Genomic DNA, 16,795 nt, shown 5'->3' on the forward strand with positions numbered 1-16,795 from the left:
TGCGGTGCAGCATTTCAACTTTTTTTTCTGCGATGCAGCATTTTTCTGCGCGCTTTGCGCCAAGCCTATGACATGGCGTCGTTTTTCGTGCTTATCACATAGGTTCCCGGTGCATCGGCCAAGGCCGGAAAGCCCGAATCGCCCGGAATGCGCGCCGGAATCTTAGCCCCTGACCGCTTGCGGAGCCACGCTTCCCAGCGCGGCCACCACGACCCTTCGCTGAATTCGGCGGCCTCGACCCATTCTTCTGGCGTGCCCTTCACCTCTGGCCCGGCATGATGGCCATATTTCTTCTTGGAAGGCGGGTTGATGATTCCGGCAATATGCCCGGATTGCGAGCGCACGAAGGTTTTGTCGCGGCTGCCCATCTTGGCGATGCCGCGAAAACTGGATTTCCACGCGGCGATGTGGTCAGTCTCGCAGGCCACGGCAAAGAGCGGGTGTTTCACATCCGACAGCGACACATCCTCGCCGCAGATGCGGAACGTGGCAGCGGCGAACCGGTCCTGCTGGCACAGCCCGCGCAGATATTCCACGCACATCTTGCCCGGCAGGTTGGTGCCGTCGCCGTTCCAATACAGCAGGTCAAAGGCCGGCGGCGCTTCCCCCATCATATAGCTGCGAATGGCCGGGCCATAGATCAGGTCGTTCGAGCGCAGGTAAGAGAATGTCCGCGACATGAAGAAGCTGTCCAAATAGCCATTCTCGTTGCACTCGGCCTCTATCCCGTCGACGAAATCATCTTCCAGAAAGACACCCACTTCGCCCCGGTTAGAGAAATCCGTCAGCGTGGTGAAGAAGGTCGCCGCGCGCACTGATTTGTCCTTGCGCTTGTTCATCAACGCAAGCGTCAGCGCCAATGTGGTTCCGGCAATGCAATAGCCTATGGCGTTGACCTGCGGCTCGCCCGTGATCTCGCGCGCGACACGAATCGCTTCAAGATATCCGTCGCCGACATAGTCATCCATGCCGATATCGGAATAGCTAGCATCGGGGTTCACCCAAGACACCACGAACAGCGTATAGCCCTGATCCACAATCCATTTTATCAGGCTGTTCTGCGGTTTCAGGTCCATCACATAATATTTGTTGATCCATGGCGGAAAGATCACCAAGGGCGTGCGATACACCTGCTCTGTCGTCGGACTATACTGTATCAGTTCGAACAGATGGTTGCGGAACACCACCTTGCCGGGCGTCGTCGCCAAGTTCTGCCCCAGCTTGAAAGCTTCCTTGTCAGCCAATGTGACCTGCAATTCACCCTTGTTTGCTTCAACATCGCGCACAAGGTTTTCCAAGCCGCGCACAAGGCTCTCGCCCTCGGTCTCGACCGCTTTCATCAGCGCGTCGGGGTTCGTGGCCAGAAAATTCGTCGGGGCCATCATGTCGACAAGCTGCGATGTAAAATACTGCAAGCGGCGCTTTTCACGATCGTCGATGGATTCCAGATCTTCGATCGCGTCATGCATCGATTCTGACGCAATCATGTATTGCTGCTTGATATAGTTAAAGTATGGATGGGTCTTCCAAAGCGGGTTCGAAAAGCGGCGGTCATCGGGGGTCTTGTCCTCTGGCGCCTTCAACTTGCCGCTTTGCAGCATCTTTTGCGCATCCAGATGGTGCTTGAGAGATTTGCCCCAAAATTCGAGCTGTTGTTCCAATGCCTTGGAGGGGTTCTTCGCCATTTCCGTCCAATAGGCGGTGACGCCGTGCAAGAACAGGTCCGGGTCGGGCGCTTGCAAGCTGGGACGCGGCGGTTTGCGATGCGCCAAGGCGTTGGTCAGGCGCTCGGTCAATGCTTCGATCCGCGCCATATTTTCCTTCAGGCGTTCAGCTTTTTTATCATCATCATATTCAGAAGTTGTCATGAAGTGAATTTCCCCCTACCCTTTGCATGCGCAGCATCCTGTCGTTCAGGATAGTCGCCGCGCAACTTGAGTTAAAGGGACGATTGGCGCAGCCTGATCGAACGCTGTAAAGGGATACCACATGAAGGGCATGGCCACCTACGATATGATGGAAGCCATTCGCAACTCCAACGAATGGATGGGCGCCTCTGCAAGGGCCTTTGCCTCTTACCCGGTCTGGGGCTTGGTTCCTCACCCCATGTTCAAGGTGATGTCCGCTTGGGGGCGCGTCACGGAACGCAGCTTCGCCCGCATGGTCATCAAGCCGGATTGGAACATCAATTCCGTTGTGACCGAAGATGGCCGCGATAATATCGTGGAAGAAGTTGTTGAAATTGCGCGTCCTTTTGGGGATCTGCTGCGCTTCCGCGTTCAGGGCCGCCCTGACAAGCCGCGCCGCGTTCTGCTTTGCGCGCCGATGTCGGGGCATTATGCGACCCTGCTGCGCTCGACCGTGACCAGCCTGCTGCCCGATTGCGAGGTCTGGGTGACCGACTGGCACAATGCTCGGGACATCCCCGTGTCAGCGGGCAAATTCGACATTGAAGATTATACGCTCTACATGACAGAGTTCATGCGCCACCTTGGCCCGGACACCCATGTGATCGCCGTGTGCCAGCCGGTGCCGCTTGCACTGGCCGCAACCGCCTATCTGGCAGAACTGGAACCCGAATCGCAGCCGCGCACGCTGACCCTGATCGGCGGCCCGGTGGACCCGGACGCAGCCCCAACCGAAGTCACCGATTTCGGCGAACGCGTGACCATGGGGCAACTCGAACATCTGGCCATCCAGCGTGTCGGGTTCAAATATAAGGGCGTAGGGCGCTTGGTCTATCCGGGGCTGATGCAGCTTGGCGGGTTCATCTCGATGAACCTTGAACGCCACGCACAGGCGTTTTCGGACAAGATTGCCGCCGAAGCGAATGGTGAGGGCGGTGAGCGAGACAAGTTCAACCGCTTCTATGACGAGTATCTGTCGGTGATGGACATGACCGCAGAATTCTACCTGTCCACGGTCGAACGCATTTTCAAAGATCGCGAAATCGCGCGCAATGCCTTTAACGTCGATGGGCATAAGGTCGATCTTGGCAAGATCACCAAGGTGGCGGTCAAGATTGTCGAGGGCGAGAAAGACGATATCAGCGCACCGGGCCAATGTCTGGCCGCGCTGGATCTGTTGACCGGCCTCGACGACACGCAAAAGGCCAGCCATCTAGAACCGGGTGCAGGCCATTACGGCATTTTCGCCGGCAAGTCATGGCGCAACAATATCCGCCCGCTGGTGATGGACTTCATGGACATGCATTCGGATGGCGGGGACGGCACTCGCCGCCTTAAAATCGCGGCCTCTAACGGATAACCAAAAACCCCCGCCACTGGCGGGGGTTTTGCGTTTGGGGGTATGCGCTTGCGGTGACAGGCGGCTTGCCGTCAATTCCCCAGCACGGCGTTCAACCCCTGCCGGGTTTCCGCCGTCGCAAGCTGCGTGTGCAAGCGCTCGAACTCCGACTTGGCCTGCACCCGCTCGCCGGCATTGAGAAAGGCATAGGCCCGCAAGATCGACAGGTCGCGGCGCAGCCCGCCCTTCAACTTTTCCAGCGCGTTAAAGTAAGCGATGGACTGGCGGTAATCGCCGTTGCGATAGGCTTTCACCCCGCGCTGATCCAGCACGATGCTTTCGACCTCTGCGCGCTGCGTGTCGGTTAGCCGCGCGCGGGTGGCGGTCTGCGCGCCCTGCTCTGTCATGTTCATGCTCAGGTAGGAAAGCGCCAAACCATAATGCGCATCGCGCCCGACATTGGGGCCAATCGCATCCCCGGCAGATGCCGCTGCTTGAAACCCGACAAGCGATTCGGTCGGGCGGTCATGGCTGTATAGGCACCATGACCGTTCATACAGAACATCCAGCGAGCGTGGGTTTTGTGACGCAGCGATGCAGCGCGCATATTGCTCGCGTTCCTTGAGCGCGCGGACCTCGGCCACGCGCCCGTCGCCGCTGACAGGCAGGCGCGACGGGGTCGCCGACTCTGGCGCTGGGCGTGGCGCAGCCGCCACGGCTTGCGCGCGCGGCGCGGGCGCTGCTGCGGGTCGCGGGGTCGGCGCACCACCGCCCAACAACCGCTTTTCCAGCGTATTCAGCCGCTGGGTTTCCGCTTTGTTGGCGTCGCGCGCCACGTCGAACATACTGGATAGTTCAGACCGGCTTGCCACTGCCGACGCCTTTTCCAGCGTCGGTTCCATCTGGCTATAGCCGGTGCAGGATTGCACCGTGTTGCGGTAGGTCGTGACCGCGGCGGCATCCTGCCCGGCCAGCACATACATATCCGACAGAAGCCATGCGTTGTTGATCCGCTCACAGCTCATAATCTGGGGCGAGCGGCGGGCAATTGCGATTGCATCCGTGGCATTGCGCGCCGCCGTGGCCGAGGTGAACGCGTCCTGCGCCTCGTTCGTTTCCAGCACGCGCAATAGGTCGGCAGGCGGTGTCCAGCCGGGCACAGACTGACGGCTCGTGTCAATCTCGCGGCGTGCTGCAGCATAATCCCGGCGTTCGATCAAGCGCCAGATCGCGCCCTCATCAACCGTCGCGGCGGCTGCGCGGGGCGCCAGCAGCTCGTTCATGTCCGAAGGGGGGCGCCAATCGGGATGGGCCGCGCGCAGGCGGCGCAATTCGGCACGGGTTGCATTCTCGTCGCCCTGTTGCAGGTAATAACGCAAGGCGCGCAGATCATCGTAGCTGGCGGTTTGCGCATGCGCGGCCCCACCCGCCAAACAGGCCAGAACAACAGCAATAAGGGCGGGGTGACGAATATGGGATCGGGTCATAGCGGCACACATTCCGGCAGGGTTTCATGGGCGGCGATCATGGCAAACAAATGCAATGTCGCCGGGTAGTAGGGCTGATCGGGCGTGAAGGGCGGGATAAGCGCGCCGGGGCCAGCACCTTCGGTGCAGGTGATTAGACCGGCAACCGCCTGATACCCAGCATCGGCAGATGTTTCGAGCACGCTGCCAGAGATCGGCTCTAGCACAGTGGGCACATCTACACCGGGTTGCACCGTGCGGGCATAGACCCCCGCCATGCGCCGCACAGCCAGATGGCGCGGACTGCGCGACCATGTCAGGAATAGCGGCACGCGCATTGCTTCGTATCCGGTATTCGCCGACAACGCCTCGGATGCCGTGATCCCGTCTGCCGATACATCAACCCAATCCGGCACCAACCCGTCTTGGGCAAGCTGATCCAGAAACGCCTCGCCATGCTGTGCGCAAATGGCAAGCTCGCTGACCCCGGTCACCGCCGCAACCTCTCGCATGGCCAGCGGCATGTAGTAGGACGGGTTTATCGTGACATGGGTTTCCTTGTTGAACCCGAATTGCGCGGGCAGCAGCAAGGTGCGCCCCGAAGCACCCGGCATCGGCACAATGCAGGTGGCTGCCAGCGCTTGTGCAATCTCTTTGGCGCGGGTCATGTAGGCGCGGTCCTCGAACCGCGCCGCCGCCCGGACCAGCGCCCAAGCATAGAACAAATCCCCGTCCGACGCATTGTTGCGGTCCGGCACGGCATTGACCGCATCGGGCAACCAACGCCACGCCAGCAGCGGGTCAGAACGGATGGCCAGATTGCGCTCTGTCCATTGGAACATCTTGGCGAAGGCTTCGGTATCGTCGAAATGCGACGCCAGAAGCATTCCATATCCCTGACCTTCGGAATGGCTGGCCTGATCTTGCAACGTATCGACCACGCGGCCATCGGGCCTCATGAACCGGTCGCGCCATGCCTGCCACAGGGGCTGCGCGGTCTGACCGAACTCTGGAACTAAACCTTGGGCCATGCTGGACCCGGCGAAAACCGCAGCGGCGCTGCCATAAAGAAAATCGCGACGTTTCATAGTTTCTCTCTGGTTGAGATGACAAGCCGCAATGCGACCAAGGCCGACACCAAAGCCAGGAACAACATCAGGAATGTGTAAAAAATCGGACGTGCGGACACGAAATTTCCCATCGCAGTGCGGAAATTCTGCAAGGACCACGGTTCCAGCAAGATCGGGCGACGGTCCGGGGCGATCCAATTGTCCCAACGCCCGTCATGGCCAAGAATAGACACCTGCCCGCGCGGACCGCGACCATAGGCGCGCGCGCCGGCGATGGAAGACGCGATCTGCGTGATATCGCTATCGGGGCTGCGCAGCATCCAGATTTCATCGGGACGGTTCGGGTCCAGATGGAACAGCACCGCCTGCCCGCGCCGCTCTGACAACCAAGCGTTCAACTGGTCGCCATTCGACGGGAAAATCCTGTCGCGCACCCAATACACTTTATCAAGCATAAGCGCCCAGATATTACTGAAAGCTGCGCTCAGCCCACGCTCTTGCTGGCGGCGTATGGCGAAAGGGTCATCCGTCGCGCGCTGTTCGGCAAGCAGGGCTTCGTATTCGGGTGTTATCAGCACCGTGTCTTCCAGCAATTTGCGGTCAGCCCGATGATGCGCCATCGGCACCGCGCCCAGATCGTCTATCGAAACCAGATGCAGCGTCGAGGGCCGAATATCGCCGCGCGACCGCGCCAGCGCCGCAGACAGGGTCAGGATATCCAAGTCCGAATAGGCCCGACCGCTCAGTTCGTTCTTGCGCAGGCTGTCCGGCGTCAGCGCGCTGAAAGCAAGGTCCATGTCGGGGATCGACATGGGCGGGCTGTAAGGCACAAACAAGCTGGAGGTTTCGCCAATCTGCAAGAATGGCTGGTCATAGGCAGGGCATGGCAGGTCCTCTGGGTCGCCCGGCACCATCATCTCGAATGTCAGCGTGTTGGTGCCCGGCTGCATGATGCGCGCCTCGAAATCGATCGGGAAGCGCACGATGGGCGCGCCACCCTCGCCGCGCAACGGCAGCAGCCGCACGGATTGACCATTGACCCGGATCAGCAACAACGCGCCTTCCGGCAGTTCTTCGGCATAGGCATAATCCAAATAGATACGCGCCTTTTCGGCGGTCAGGATCAGCCAGTCATCCGGCAGGCGGAACGGGTGGTTGCGGATCGCATAGCGCTGCGAAAAGCTTTCGGTGTGAATGCCGAAATCGGAAAAGCTGTTCTCGGCATCTGGGGTCAGCAAAGGGGCAAGGTTGGCCTGCGCCTGCGGTTCCAATTGCGGGATTTGGTCCAGCAGGTCCGCCGGGCGCGTGCCTTGTGCGACCTCCAGCACCATGACACGCGCGCCATCGCCGCCCACATGAAAGCTGACACGCGATTGCGCAGCAGGCAGGATGGTAATGCGCGCCTGCGCCGGGGTTTCGTTCTGCAAAGTCCAGTAATCGGTGAAAGCAAAGACCACGGGCGCGCCCACCAGCGCTTGGTTAAGATGCCGCACCAGCGCACGCCGCCAAGTGGCCGACTCTGCGCCCAAACTATCGATGCCGCGAATTTCAACTGGCGCCAGCCCCGCCGATTGCGCGGCCAGACCCATCATGAAACCGTCCGGCCCGGCACCACCGGCACCAGCGTCCAGAACAACACCGCTGCGGGCCAGATCAATATCGGTCCACAGGTCGAATGACGCTTCGGGACCACAAAAGATGCGGTGGCCCTGACGAAATTCGATCTGCACCGCGTTGCGCCCCGCGCGCAAGGTGTCGGGGGGCAGAATGATCTCGTCACTGCCCTCGGAGTCGAAATTGTCAAGCTGGGTGCGCCCCAGATCGACCCCGTTCACCAGAACCCGCATGAACGAGCGTTCCGGCAGCAGGTTAATGCTGGAGATGGTCACAAGTTGCAGCCGATGTGTGCGACCGGGATCGGCAACATAAAGGTCAAAACTGACCAATTCGCGTTCACCCGTAACCCGCGCAAGCGGGCCGTCGCGCCGCAATTGCAAATCGGTCAAGCGCAAGGGCGATACCCATTCGCGCGGCTGTTGCGCGGCCTGATCGGCTTCTGCCGGAGTATATTGGCGCAGACGATCGCTTGGGTCGGTTGCGCTTTGCTGTTGTTCGGCCTGCGGCTGGTCTTGCTCTGGAAGCAGGATCAAGCCGCCTTGCGACAAGGCCACGCCCGGCACAAGACCAAATGTGACCGCCATGGCTGACAGGAAAGTGCTCACACGGTTCATGCGTTCGTCCCACGATCAATCGCCGCGCCGGTGCGGGCCGCCTCGGCCATCATGCGTTGGGATCGGCTGAGCATCTGCTTCATCGGGTGAACAGGTTCGCTCAACACTGGGTCAAAGGCTTCCCCGAAGGCAAGGATATGGGCCGGATGCTCTTCGACGATCGCCACTTTGCGCTCGCGTTCCTCGGCACGTTTACGGCGTGCCGGTTCATTGGCAATCATTCGCATAACATGCGCGACAGAGGTGAAAGCCAGCGTAAAGACATACCCCATGCCCTTGAGCATTGGCATCGGCTTGTTTCGGCTTTCGCGCACGCGCTCCCACACGGCCGAGTCGCCGAAGATAAGATGCGCGATGGTTTCCCGCACGATCATCGGCTGTTCCGGGTCATAGCGCACACCCAACACCACGCCAGACGGATCGCGGCTGATATTGACCACCTGCACGCGCACCGCATTTTCCAGATGCGGCGATTTCGGGAATTCGGGCGTAAAGTAGAACACCGCGCCCTTTTCCAGCCGCTCCAGTTCGGCCAGATCGGTGTCGGGGCCGGGGGTCAGCTTCAGCTTGCAACCGCTGGTCGAGGAATCGAGCACGGTCGCGGCGGTGAAGGTATAGTGTTCACCCGCCCCGATTGCGGCCACCGCGGGCACGTTCATTTCAACCCGCGGCACCACGCGGCGCTGACGACGCTCTCCAATCGCGCCCAGAGCGGCCGAAAGGATGATGAAGTTGAAGACCGCCCAGCCGCCCACAATCATCAGGATGTTGTGGTCGCCGGGGAACAGAAGCCAACGAATACCGGCCGCGATGACACCCAAAAGCGTGATGCCCCAAAGAACAAGAAGCGGGCGGTAGATGGGTGACAGGAAATCTTCTTCCAGCACCTCGTCCTTGGCGGTCACGTTGAACTTCGCGCCGCGCGGCTTGAAGATGGTGCGCAACACCACGCCAGACAGGTAGGGCGCCTGCGCGGTTTCATACAGCTCTGAAATCAGCGGCCAGCGGACGCGGGCGTAAAGCCCGTTTTGCACCATGAAGCTGATCGCCATGTAGCTGGACATATAGACCGCGACTTCTTCGATGGTGGCGACGAAGATCTGCAATTCGAAGAACAGATAGGCCAAGGGCGCAAGGATGAAGGTCATCCGCACCAAGGGGAATAGCCAGAAGGTCATCGAATTCAGGTAGCAGAGCCGTTGGCTCAGGCTCATGCCCTTGCGGCGCAGGGGGTTCTTCAGCCGCAAAAGCTGCATCATGCCAGTCGCCCAGCGCCCGCGCTGTTCGATGAATGTGGTGAAAGTTTCCGGCTGAAGCCCAGCGATCATGGCGTGATCGACATACAGGCTTTTCCAGCCCTTGCTGTGAATTTCCAGCGCGGTTTCGGCATCTTCGGTGATCGTTTCACCGGCAAAGCCGCCCACCGAATCCAAGGCCGCCCGGCGCAAAACCGAAGCAGAACCGCAAAAGAACGCCCCGCCCCAGCGGTCCAGGCCCCGGTGGCCCTGATGGTAGAACATTTCATTTTCCGGCGGGCAATCGGCGCGCAGGCCAATGTTGCGATCCACCGGGTCCGGGTTCAGGAAGAAATGCGGCGTCTGCACAAGGAACAGCTTTGGGTCGACTACAAAATAGCCAACTGTGCGCGCCAGAAAATCGCGCGCCGGGACGTGGTCGGCATCGAACACCACGACCAGTTCACCATCCAACCGCTCCAACGCGGCGGACATGTTCCCGGCCTTCGCATTGAGGTTCTGCGCGCGGGTTGAATAGACGATGCCCAACTCGGCACATAGCGCCTGCAAATCGGCACGGCGCTTGCGCGCGGCCTGCGCCTTGACCGGGTCGTCGCTGTTGCACCGTTCATCCGTGCCGCCATCGTCACACAAAACGACGGTCCGTTTGTTCTGCGGGTAATGCATGTTCTTGGCCGCCGACAAGGTGACCGACAGCATCTCGACCGGTTCGTTATAACTGGGCACCAGAATATCGACCGTGGGCAGGCTGCTGGCAGCCACTTTGGGCGGCAGCTTGCGCTCGATCGGGTCAGCGGTGATGAAGGAACTGACGAAGAACACGCAGATTGCGTAGGTTTCGACAATGAACAACGCGACCGCAATCGTAAAGGACAGCGGTTCATCGAAGGGCGGCAGCGTAGAGGTGATCCGCCAGAACCAATAGCGCATCACGATGGCAGAGGCCATTGCCAGCAGCGCGAAACGCGCCACGATGGATTTCATGGTAAAGGGTTTTAGCACTGCGACGCCAAGAACCGCAAACAGGCCCAAGGCCCCCTGCACGGCGTTCGATGTCGGTATGCTGGCTAGAAATGCAAGCGGTATGACAATAGCGAACCAAAGCAGGGCAAGCACAATCTCGCCCGGCCGCAGTCGCCTTGTGGCAATAAGCAGGCTCATAAACTAAACTCCTGAAATAGGGTCAATCCGGCAATCCAAGGCCGAACGCACTCGCACCAATCGGGGCCAAGGCACGCTCGACCGACCCCGAAACACAGTTTCTCATCATGATATCCAAAGCATCCGTGCCACGCGGCAAGGCGCGGCTGGCCGTTTGCGTCCGGCGAAATGCCAGCACGCAGACCAAATCGCCACCCGGGCGCATGGTCGCATAGGTTATGTCGCCAAAGCTGTCGGATGTCGCGGTCAGATCCCCTTCGGCGATCTCGGCAAACGGGCTGGGCGCGCCGCCAAATTGCATGATCTGCTCAGTCAGGACAAATCTTGTCCCGCGCGCCAAAGACCCGCTCTGCGCCCGCAGAAATATGGTGTTCTCTCCGGCCAGCGATGTCGGGTTTGGCAAGGTGATCCGTTGTTCGATCGCACCGCCCAAATCACGTTCCATGACCAACATGGCCGACGGAACGCTGATAAAGGCCCGCGACGCGGGAACAACCCGAAACTCGGTCACGGCCTCTGCCAATTCGGTCGGGCTGTCGCTATTGCCCGGCAGGCGGATACCGCAGGCCGAAAGCGCGACAAGCCCGGCCAACAGCATGACAAGGCGCAGGAAACTGAAAGAAAACGTCGCCCGTGCGGGCGCTACTGGGTAATAATGCTGCATTGTTCTGCCCGATCATGGCACAGGGCACATAGCAGAGCACCGCCACGAAGAACGGTCTGCGTGCACACGCAATAACTCTGGTCAAGTGACCTGCACATAGGTTGCCTCTGCCTCTGCGGGTATCCTTCTACCGGGATTTGCCCACGACCGCCCCTTTGCGGGACGCTTTATGATTAAGGTTATCTTACCGAATTGTCAGCGTTATGGCAAGATTCCATCGAATTACGGGCCACGCGATGGCCTTCTCATTCGCGACACAGCTTGCGCGGGACTAGAACTCGCGGCGGATATGCTTAAAGACGTAGGTATGATGCCTGATTATCGAATATCTATGCGCTGGCAACCTTGATCCCCAACATACAGTGTATACCGACGCACCGGGGCATATGTTGCGCATTGGCCACAAATACGGCTGTCACTTGCGCAGATATTCGCACAACCGACATGACGGAGCCGCGCTGCGCAGCTCGATCTGGGCAGTTTTGCGCCATGTTTCCAGCGCCACGGGTGGAAAGAACGTATTGGCATCGGCGATGGTCAGATCAACCTCTGTAATCAGCAGCCTATCGGCCTGAGGTAGGAAGGCCCCATAGATGCCGGCACCCCCGATGGCATAGACACGCGCATAGCCCGCCGCTTCCGCCATGTCGCGCGCTGTCGTAAGGCTGGCCACCAGCGCGCCCTCTTCGTGTAGCGGGCGCGACGTGACCACGATATTCAGCCGCCGGGGCAAAGGACGTTTGGGCAGACTTTCCCATGTGTTGCGCCCCATGATCAGCGCGCCGCCCAAGGTTTCGCGCTGGAAAAAGGCCAGATCTTCTGGCGCTGACCATGGAATGGTATTGCCACGCCCGATCGCGCCGTTTTGCGCCCGCGCTACGATCAATGTCAGCATCAGACAGCCACCGGGGCCTTGATGGCAGGGTGCGGATCATACCCGTGAATCCGGAAGTCGTCATAGGTGAAATCGAAGATACTGTCAGGGCGGCGCAATATCTCCATTTGCGGCAAGGGGCGCGGTTCGCGCCCAAGCTGCGTGGTCACCTGCTCCATATGGTTGGAATAGATATGCGCGTCGCCCATCGTATGCACGAAGGTTCCCGGCTCCAGCCCGCAAACGCGCGCCAGCATCATCTGCAACAACGCATAAGACGCAATGTTGAACGGAACCCCCAGAAACATATCGGCAGACCGTTGGTAAAGCTGCAAATGCAGCTTGCCCGCCAGAACCCGCACTTGCCACAGCGTATGGCAGGGCGGCAGTGCCATATCGGGCACGTCTGCCGGGTTCCAAGCCGAAACGATCAAACGGCGGCTGTCGGGATTGGCCTTTATCTGCGCAACCAAGGTTGCGATCTGGTCCACCCCGCCAAAATCGCGCCATTGCTTGCCATAGACGGGGCCAAGATCGCCGGAGGCGTCCGCCCATTCATCCCAGATAGAGACGCCGTTGGCTTTCAGATATGCGATATTCGTGTCGCCAGACAGAAACCACAACAGCTCATGAATGACAGATTTCAGATGAACGCGCTTTGTTGTGACAAGCGGGAAACCATCGGCCAGATCATAGCGCATGGACAGGCCGAACACCGAAAGCGTGCCTGTGCCTGTGCGGTCGTCACTTGGCGTGCCATGCTTAAGAATATAGCGCAAACCATCTAGATATTGTTGCATGGCCCTACCCGCCCACATCATGCTGTAAGCCGTGACAATGCCCGGATTCGCTGCCGTTGAAAAGCCCCCCAAACGGGTTGATCGCCGCGCGAATGGTCATACCTGACACTCACCACAAGGAGAGACGAGATGCGCTACCTGCACACAATGGTTCGGGTCAAGGATTTGGACGCCTCTATGGCGTTCTACAAGCTACTTGGTCTGGAAGAGATCCGCCGCCACGACAGCGAGGCCGGGCGATTTTCGCTGATCTTCATGGCCCCGCCGGGCCAGCCCGAATGCCCGGTAGAATTGACATGGAATTGGGATGGCGACGACGCCCTGCCCTCTGACAGCCGACACTTCGGGCATCTGGCCTATGAGGTGGATGATATCTACGCCACTTGCCAGCACCTGATGGAAAATGGCGTCACCATCAACCGCCCACCGCGCGACGGACGCATGGCTTTCGTGCGCTCGCCCGACAATATTTCAATCGAATTCTTGCAGAAGGGCGCCGCCCTCGCCCCGGCAGAGCCTTGGGCCAGCATGGAAAATACCGGGCACTGGTAGCGCGTCAGTCCCGCAGCGGCGCAAAGAAGATGCCATCGTCCAGAACCGACTGGACGGTGGCGCGTTTCACGACCTGATCGCTTTGCGCGAACGCATAGGTCAGCGACATATCGCAAAGCTGGTTAATCAAACGCGGCACACCGCCTGTCACCTCATGGATCAGCATGGCCGCTTGCTTGCTGAACACATTGGGCTTGCCCCCGGCCACTTTCAGACGGTGCGAGATATAGTGCAGCACGGTTTCGGGTTGCATGTATGGCAGGTGATAGTTCGCTGCGACACGTTGGGCGAATTGCACCAGCTCTCGGCGGCGCACATGATCGCGCAGTTCCGGCTGGCCGATCAGGAAAAGCTGCAATACTTCTTCCTTGCCAAGGTTGATATTGGTCAGCATCCGCAATTCTTCCAGCGCTTCCAGCGACAGGTTTTGCGCTTCGTCGATCACCAGCAGCACGCGCCGCCCTTCGTTGAATTCCTGAATCAGAAATTCCTGCACCTTCAGGAATTTCGACTCGTCGCTCAGGTCGCTTTGCGTCAGTTCCGGCAGCAGCCATTGCAATATTTCGCGCGTGTTGGGGCGGGTGTTGGTGACAAGCGCAATCGAAAGACTGTCATCCTCGTCAGCTTCCTCGATGAAATGCTGCAACAGGACTGTCTTGCCCGCGCCGATCTCGCCGGTCAGCAGCGTGATGGGGGCCCGTGTGGACAGGCCATATTGCAACATGGCATAGGCCCCACGCGCAGTATCGGACCAGAACAGGAACTCGGGGTCGGGCGTCAAAGAGAACGGCCGTTGCTTGAACCCGAAATGGTCCAGATATGACGAAAATCCATGTGCCATGATGCTTCTGCCCCTTGCGACAATACCCGCAGCTTCATGGCGATACCGTTACGACATGACGAAATTCAAGCGCAAACGCGGCAACTGCAAGGCAACTGCTATCGCACTGAATGCCGTTACGATGCGAATCGTTTTGCCCAATGACGCCAGACAGGCGCGCCTGTGACGAAACCTCTGCCTTGGCACGGAGGAAACAAACTGCAAACTTGCACAGCTTTGTTCCACCATAGGTGACAATTGAAATCCAATCTCTTCTGGCGGCAACGATCTTCACGCTTTCTTAATGAAAAACAGCAAGGTTAAGGATAGGTTAAATTTGTGACCGACCAAAACCATAATCGCGCCACGAATGTCTGGCCATATGCCAGGAACGCAAGTGTGCGGCCCGAGTGTCAGGTGACATGTGTGCGATTGGTAAGGGTGAATACGATGACGATTACGTTTCAACACAAAAAGATGGAGGCCACAGAAGTGGTGGCCAAAGATAGCTACGATCAACTAGGCAGTTCGGCCGGATTCTACGCGCGCTACGGCAAGCGCGCTCTGGATCTGGCGATCGTCCTTCCGTCGTTGCCCATCATCATTCCCATCGTGTTGCTCTGTGCGCTGGCCAACCTCGCGTCGCGCAATCCGGTGTTCTACACACAACTGCGCTTGGGCCAGCATGGCCGTGTTTTCCGCATCTGGAAACTGTCAACCATGCGCCCGAATGCCGAGAAGATGCTGCAAGACCTGCTGGCAAATGACCCCGCACTTGCGCGCGAGTGGGAGACCACCCAAAAACTGAAAGACGACCCTCGGGTGACGCGTTTGGGCGATTTCCTGCGCCGCACCTCCCTCGACGAAATTCCGCAGCTGTTCAATGTCCTGAAGGGCGATATGAGCCTCCTTGGCCCGCGCCCAATGATGCTGAACCAGATCGAACTCTATGGGCCAACGCTGGATATCTATCTGTCGATGAAGCCAGGCATTTCCGGCAAGTGGCAGGTATCCGAGCGCAACAATGTCCACTTCCGTCGGCGTGCCCAGATAGATGCGGAATATGCGTCCGAACTTAGCCTTGCCAGTGATCTGAAGCTGGTTTGGGAAACCATCCGCACGCTTATCCGCAGCACGGGCTACTGACCGCGGATGCGCCCCAACATTCGGTCTTCTGCGACGGTGAGTCGGCCTGCGCGCGCAATGCGGCCTGCGCAGGATGACTTGCAAACCGTGGAAGAGAGTGTCAAAGCCGCGCTTATGGCGCCACGCAACATCGTCTTTCCGACCGTTTCCAACAGCCCGGCTGTGCTTTGGCTGGTCGCGCTGACCTGCGCGCCCGAGATCCTGCTGACGCTGGGTGAAACCGGCCTTTTGGGCTTCGAGCGGTTGCGCGGCGTTTTCCTGATGTATGGCGCATTCTGGGACGGGCTGTTGCGCGGCTGGGACCCGGTTTATCCCGGCCAGCCTGTAACAATGTTCTTCACCTATGCGGCGCTCCATGGTGGCATGCTGCACCTTGTTGGCAATATGGTTGCCGTGCTGGCGCTTGGCGGGATCGTCGTGGCGCGGATCGGGGCGCGCGGCTTCTTGCTGCTGTATGCTGTCAGCGTATTTACCGGCGCGATGGGCTATGCATTGCTGTCAAATGCAGATGCACCCATGGTGGGCGCATCTGGCGCGGTCTTTGGCCTGATCGGTGCGTGGAAATTCTGGGAATGGCAGTTGCGCCACCATTTGGGCAGCCCCATGCGCCCGCTATGGCGGTCACTCGTTGGGCTTGCCATACTGAATGTCGTTTTGTGGCTGCTCTTGTCCGGAATGCTGGCTTGGGAAGCGCATCTGGGCGGGTTCATAGGTGGCGTGCTTTTCGCGGCAATCGCCACCCCGACCCTGCGTTACCGCATCTAGGCCGCATCCAGCGCGGCAATGATGGCGCTAAAATCCGCCGCTTTCAGCGAAGCGCCCCCGACCAACGCCCCATCCACATTGGCCAATGCGAAGATGTCTGCCGCATTGCCGGGCTTGACCGACCCACCATACAGCAACGAGATCTCTGCATCTGGCACAGCCGCGCGCAGCGCGTCATGCACTTCGGCAATCTGCGCTAGCGTGGGGGTGCGGCCTGTGCCAATGGCCCAGACGGGTTCGTAAGCAATGACCGTGTTTGCGGCAGTTGCAGCCTTGGGGGTGGAATCGCGCAACTGCCCCAGCACCACGTCCAGCGTGCGGCCTGCGTCGCGCTCTGCTTCGGTTTCGCCTACGCAGATGATCGCCGTCAGACCAGCGTCATGCGCGGCACGCGCCTTGGCCGCAACCAGATCCGAGCTTTCGCCATGGTCAGCGCGCCGTTCGGAATGCCCAAGGATCACATGGCGCGCGCCCGCATCGGCCAGCATGGCCGCAGAGATATCGCCAGTATGCGCGCCGCTCTGGCCGGTGTGGCAATCTTGGCCGCCCAACAGCAGGCGGCTGCCATCGGCAATGGCAGCCATCGGGGCCAACAGCGTGGCAGGCGGGCAGATAAGAACACCGCAATCCGGCTCTGGCTGGGCCGCGATCAAGGCGCGCAGCTCTTCCAGATCGGCGCGCAGGCCGTTCATCTTCCAATTACCGGCGGCAAGTTTGCAAGGCATCCGTCGTCCTCCTGTTATT

General features: G+C 59.5%; 14 protein-coding genes. 4 read left to right on the top strand and 10 right to left on the bottom strand.

Annotated elements, in window-relative coordinates:
* Nucleotides 1-65 precede the first annotated feature (65 nt).
* On the bottom strand, nt 66-1,868 hold the full coding sequence (locus AWT76_RS13025) for a PHA/PHB synthase family protein (protein ID WP_072246725.1): 1,803 nt from the start codon (nt 1,866-1,868) through the stop codon (nt 66-68).
* A 121-nt stretch (nt 1,869-1,989) separates the two neighbouring features.
* Between AWT76_RS13025 and phaZ the strand changes: the two genes are divergently transcribed.
* Complete coding sequence (phaZ, locus tag AWT76_RS13030; protein ID WP_072246726.1) at nt 1,990-3,267, top strand: polyhydroxyalkanoate depolymerase; 1,278 nt, start codon at nt 1,990-1,992, stop codon at nt 3,265-3,267.
* 71 nt (nt 3,268-3,338) lie between these two features.
* Here phaZ and AWT76_RS13035 read toward each other — a convergent pair whose 3' ends face one another.
* The 7 genes from AWT76_RS13035 to AWT76_RS13065 form a co-directional block, all read right to left on the bottom strand.
* Nucleotides 3,339-4,733 carry a hypothetical protein gene (locus tag AWT76_RS13035; RefSeq protein WP_072246727.1) on the bottom strand — a complete coding sequence of 465 codons (1,395 nt, stop codon included), beginning with the start codon at nt 4,731-4,733 and terminating at the stop codon, nt 3,339-3,341.
* Complete coding sequence (locus AWT76_RS13040; protein WP_072246728.1) at nt 4,730-5,800, bottom strand: family 8 glycosyl hydrolase; 1,071 nt, start codon at nt 5,798-5,800, stop codon at nt 4,730-4,732. The genes AWT76_RS13035 and AWT76_RS13040 overlap by 4 nt, the downstream gene beginning before the upstream one ends.
* Nucleotides 5,797-8,013 (bottom strand): cellulose biosynthesis cyclic di-GMP-binding regulatory protein BcsB, encoded by a 2,217-nt coding sequence (locus AWT76_RS13045; protein ID WP_072246729.1) that lies wholly within the window; start codon nt 8,011-8,013, stop codon nt 5,797-5,799. Before AWT76_RS13045 ends, AWT76_RS13040 begins: the two co-directional genes overlap by 4 nt.
* On the bottom strand, nt 8,010-10,430 hold the full coding sequence (bcsA, locus tag AWT76_RS13050) for a UDP-forming cellulose synthase catalytic subunit (RefSeq protein ID WP_072246730.1): 2,421 nt from the start codon (nt 10,428-10,430) through the stop codon (nt 8,010-8,012). Before bcsA ends, AWT76_RS13045 begins: the two co-directional genes overlap by 4 nt.
* 22 nt (nt 10,431-10,452) lie before the next feature.
* On the bottom strand, nt 10,453-11,094 hold the full coding sequence (locus tag AWT76_RS13055) for a hypothetical protein (protein ID WP_072246731.1): 642 nt from the start codon (nt 11,092-11,094) through the stop codon (nt 10,453-10,455).
* Between the two features lie 415 nt (nt 11,095-11,509).
* Nucleotides 11,510-11,989 (bottom strand): dihydrofolate reductase, encoded by a 480-nt coding sequence (locus AWT76_RS13060; protein ID WP_072246732.1) that lies wholly within the window; start codon nt 11,987-11,989, stop codon nt 11,510-11,512.
* Nucleotides 11,989-12,768 carry a thymidylate synthase gene (locus tag AWT76_RS13065; RefSeq protein ID WP_072246733.1) on the bottom strand — a complete coding sequence of 260 codons (780 nt, stop codon included), beginning with the start codon at nt 12,766-12,768 and terminating at the stop codon, nt 11,989-11,991. Before AWT76_RS13065 ends, AWT76_RS13060 begins: the two co-directional genes overlap by 1 nt.
* Before the next feature lie 129 nt (nt 12,769-12,897).
* Between AWT76_RS13065 and AWT76_RS13070 the strand changes: the two genes are divergently transcribed.
* Nucleotides 12,898-13,320: a VOC family protein gene (locus tag AWT76_RS13070; protein ID WP_072246734.1), complete on the top strand. Its 423-nt coding sequence runs from the start codon at nt 12,898-12,900 to the stop codon at nt 13,318-13,320.
* A 4-nt stretch (nt 13,321-13,324) separates the two neighbouring features.
* Here the strand turns inward: AWT76_RS13070 and AWT76_RS13075 are convergent, their stop codons facing one another.
* The gene (locus AWT76_RS13075; protein WP_072246735.1) at nt 13,325-14,161 is read right to left on the bottom strand and encodes an ExeA family protein; all 837 of its coding nucleotides are present in this window, start codon (nt 14,159-14,161) and stop codon (nt 13,325-13,327) included.
* Nucleotides 14,162-14,590: 429 nt separating this feature from the next.
* Between AWT76_RS13075 and AWT76_RS13080 the strand changes: the two genes are divergently transcribed.
* Nucleotides 14,591-15,286, top strand: a complete 696-nt coding sequence (locus AWT76_RS13080; protein WP_072246736.1) for a sugar transferase — start codon at nt 14,591-14,593, stop codon at nt 15,284-15,286.
* A 114-nt stretch (nt 15,287-15,400) separates the two neighbouring features.
* Nucleotides 15,401-16,051 carry a rhomboid family intramembrane serine protease gene (locus tag AWT76_RS13085; RefSeq protein ID WP_072247709.1) on the top strand — a complete coding sequence of 217 codons (651 nt, stop codon included), beginning with the start codon at nt 15,401-15,403 and terminating at the stop codon, nt 16,049-16,051.
* On the opposite strand, the gene tpiA is transcribed toward AWT76_RS13085, so the two are convergent.
* On the bottom strand, nt 16,048-16,776 hold the full coding sequence (tpiA, locus tag AWT76_RS13090) for a triose-phosphate isomerase (RefSeq protein WP_072246737.1): 729 nt from the start codon (nt 16,774-16,776) through the stop codon (nt 16,048-16,050). The two genes, AWT76_RS13085 and tpiA, sit on opposite strands and share 4 nt — an antisense overlap.
* Nucleotides 16,777-16,795: the final 19 nt, after the last annotated feature.

The organism is Roseibaca calidilacus, from assembly GCF_001517585.1.
GTDB lineage: Bacteria > Pseudomonadota > Alphaproteobacteria > Rhodobacterales > Rhodobacteraceae > Roseinatronobacter > Roseinatronobacter calidilacus.

Excerpts from the sequence above, each read along its gene's own strand:
- AWT76_RS13025 (WP_072246725.1), bottom strand. The coding sequence starts at position 1,868 with ATGACAACTTCTGAATATGATGATGATAAAAAAGCTGAACGCCTGAAG.
- phaZ (WP_072246726.1), top strand. The coding sequence starts at position 1,990 with ATGAAGGGCATGGCCACCTACGATATGATGGAAGCCATTCGCAACTCC.
- AWT76_RS13035 (WP_072246727.1), bottom strand. The coding sequence starts at position 4,733 with ATGACCCGATCCCATATTCGTCACCCCGCCCTTATTGCTGTTGTTCTG.
- AWT76_RS13040 (WP_072246728.1), bottom strand. The coding sequence starts at position 5,800 with ATGAAACGTCGCGATTTTCTTTATGGCAGCGCCGCTGCGGTTTTCGCC.
- AWT76_RS13045 (WP_072246729.1), bottom strand. The coding sequence starts at position 8,013 with ATGAACCGTGTGAGCACTTTCCTGTCAGCCATGGCGGTCACATTTGGT.
- bcsA (WP_072246730.1), bottom strand. The coding sequence starts at position 10,430 with ATGAGCCTGCTTATTGCCACAAGGCGACTGCGGCCGGGCGAGATTGTG.
- AWT76_RS13055 (WP_072246731.1), bottom strand. The coding sequence starts at position 11,094 with ATGCAGCATTATTACCCAGTAGCGCCCGCACGGGCGACGTTTTCTTTC.
- AWT76_RS13060 (WP_072246732.1), bottom strand. The coding sequence starts at position 11,989 with ATGCTGACATTGATCGTAGCGCGGGCGCAAAACGGCGCGATCGGGCGT.
- AWT76_RS13065 (WP_072246733.1), bottom strand. The coding sequence starts at position 12,768 with ATGCAACAATATCTAGATGGTTTGCGCTATATTCTTAAGCATGGCACG.
- AWT76_RS13070 (WP_072246734.1), top strand. The coding sequence starts at position 12,898 with ATGCGCTACCTGCACACAATGGTTCGGGTCAAGGATTTGGACGCCTCT.
- AWT76_RS13075 (WP_072246735.1), bottom strand. The coding sequence starts at position 14,161 with ATGGCACATGGATTTTCGTCATATCTGGACCATTTCGGGTTCAAGCAA.
- AWT76_RS13080 (WP_072246736.1), top strand. The coding sequence starts at position 14,591 with ATGACGATTACGTTTCAACACAAAAAGATGGAGGCCACAGAAGTGGTG.
- AWT76_RS13085 (WP_072247709.1), top strand. The coding sequence starts at position 15,401 with ATGGCGCCACGCAACATCGTCTTTCCGACCGTTTCCAACAGCCCGGCT.
- tpiA (WP_072246737.1), bottom strand. The coding sequence starts at position 16,776 with ATGCCTTGCAAACTTGCCGCCGGTAATTGGAAGATGAACGGCCTGCGC.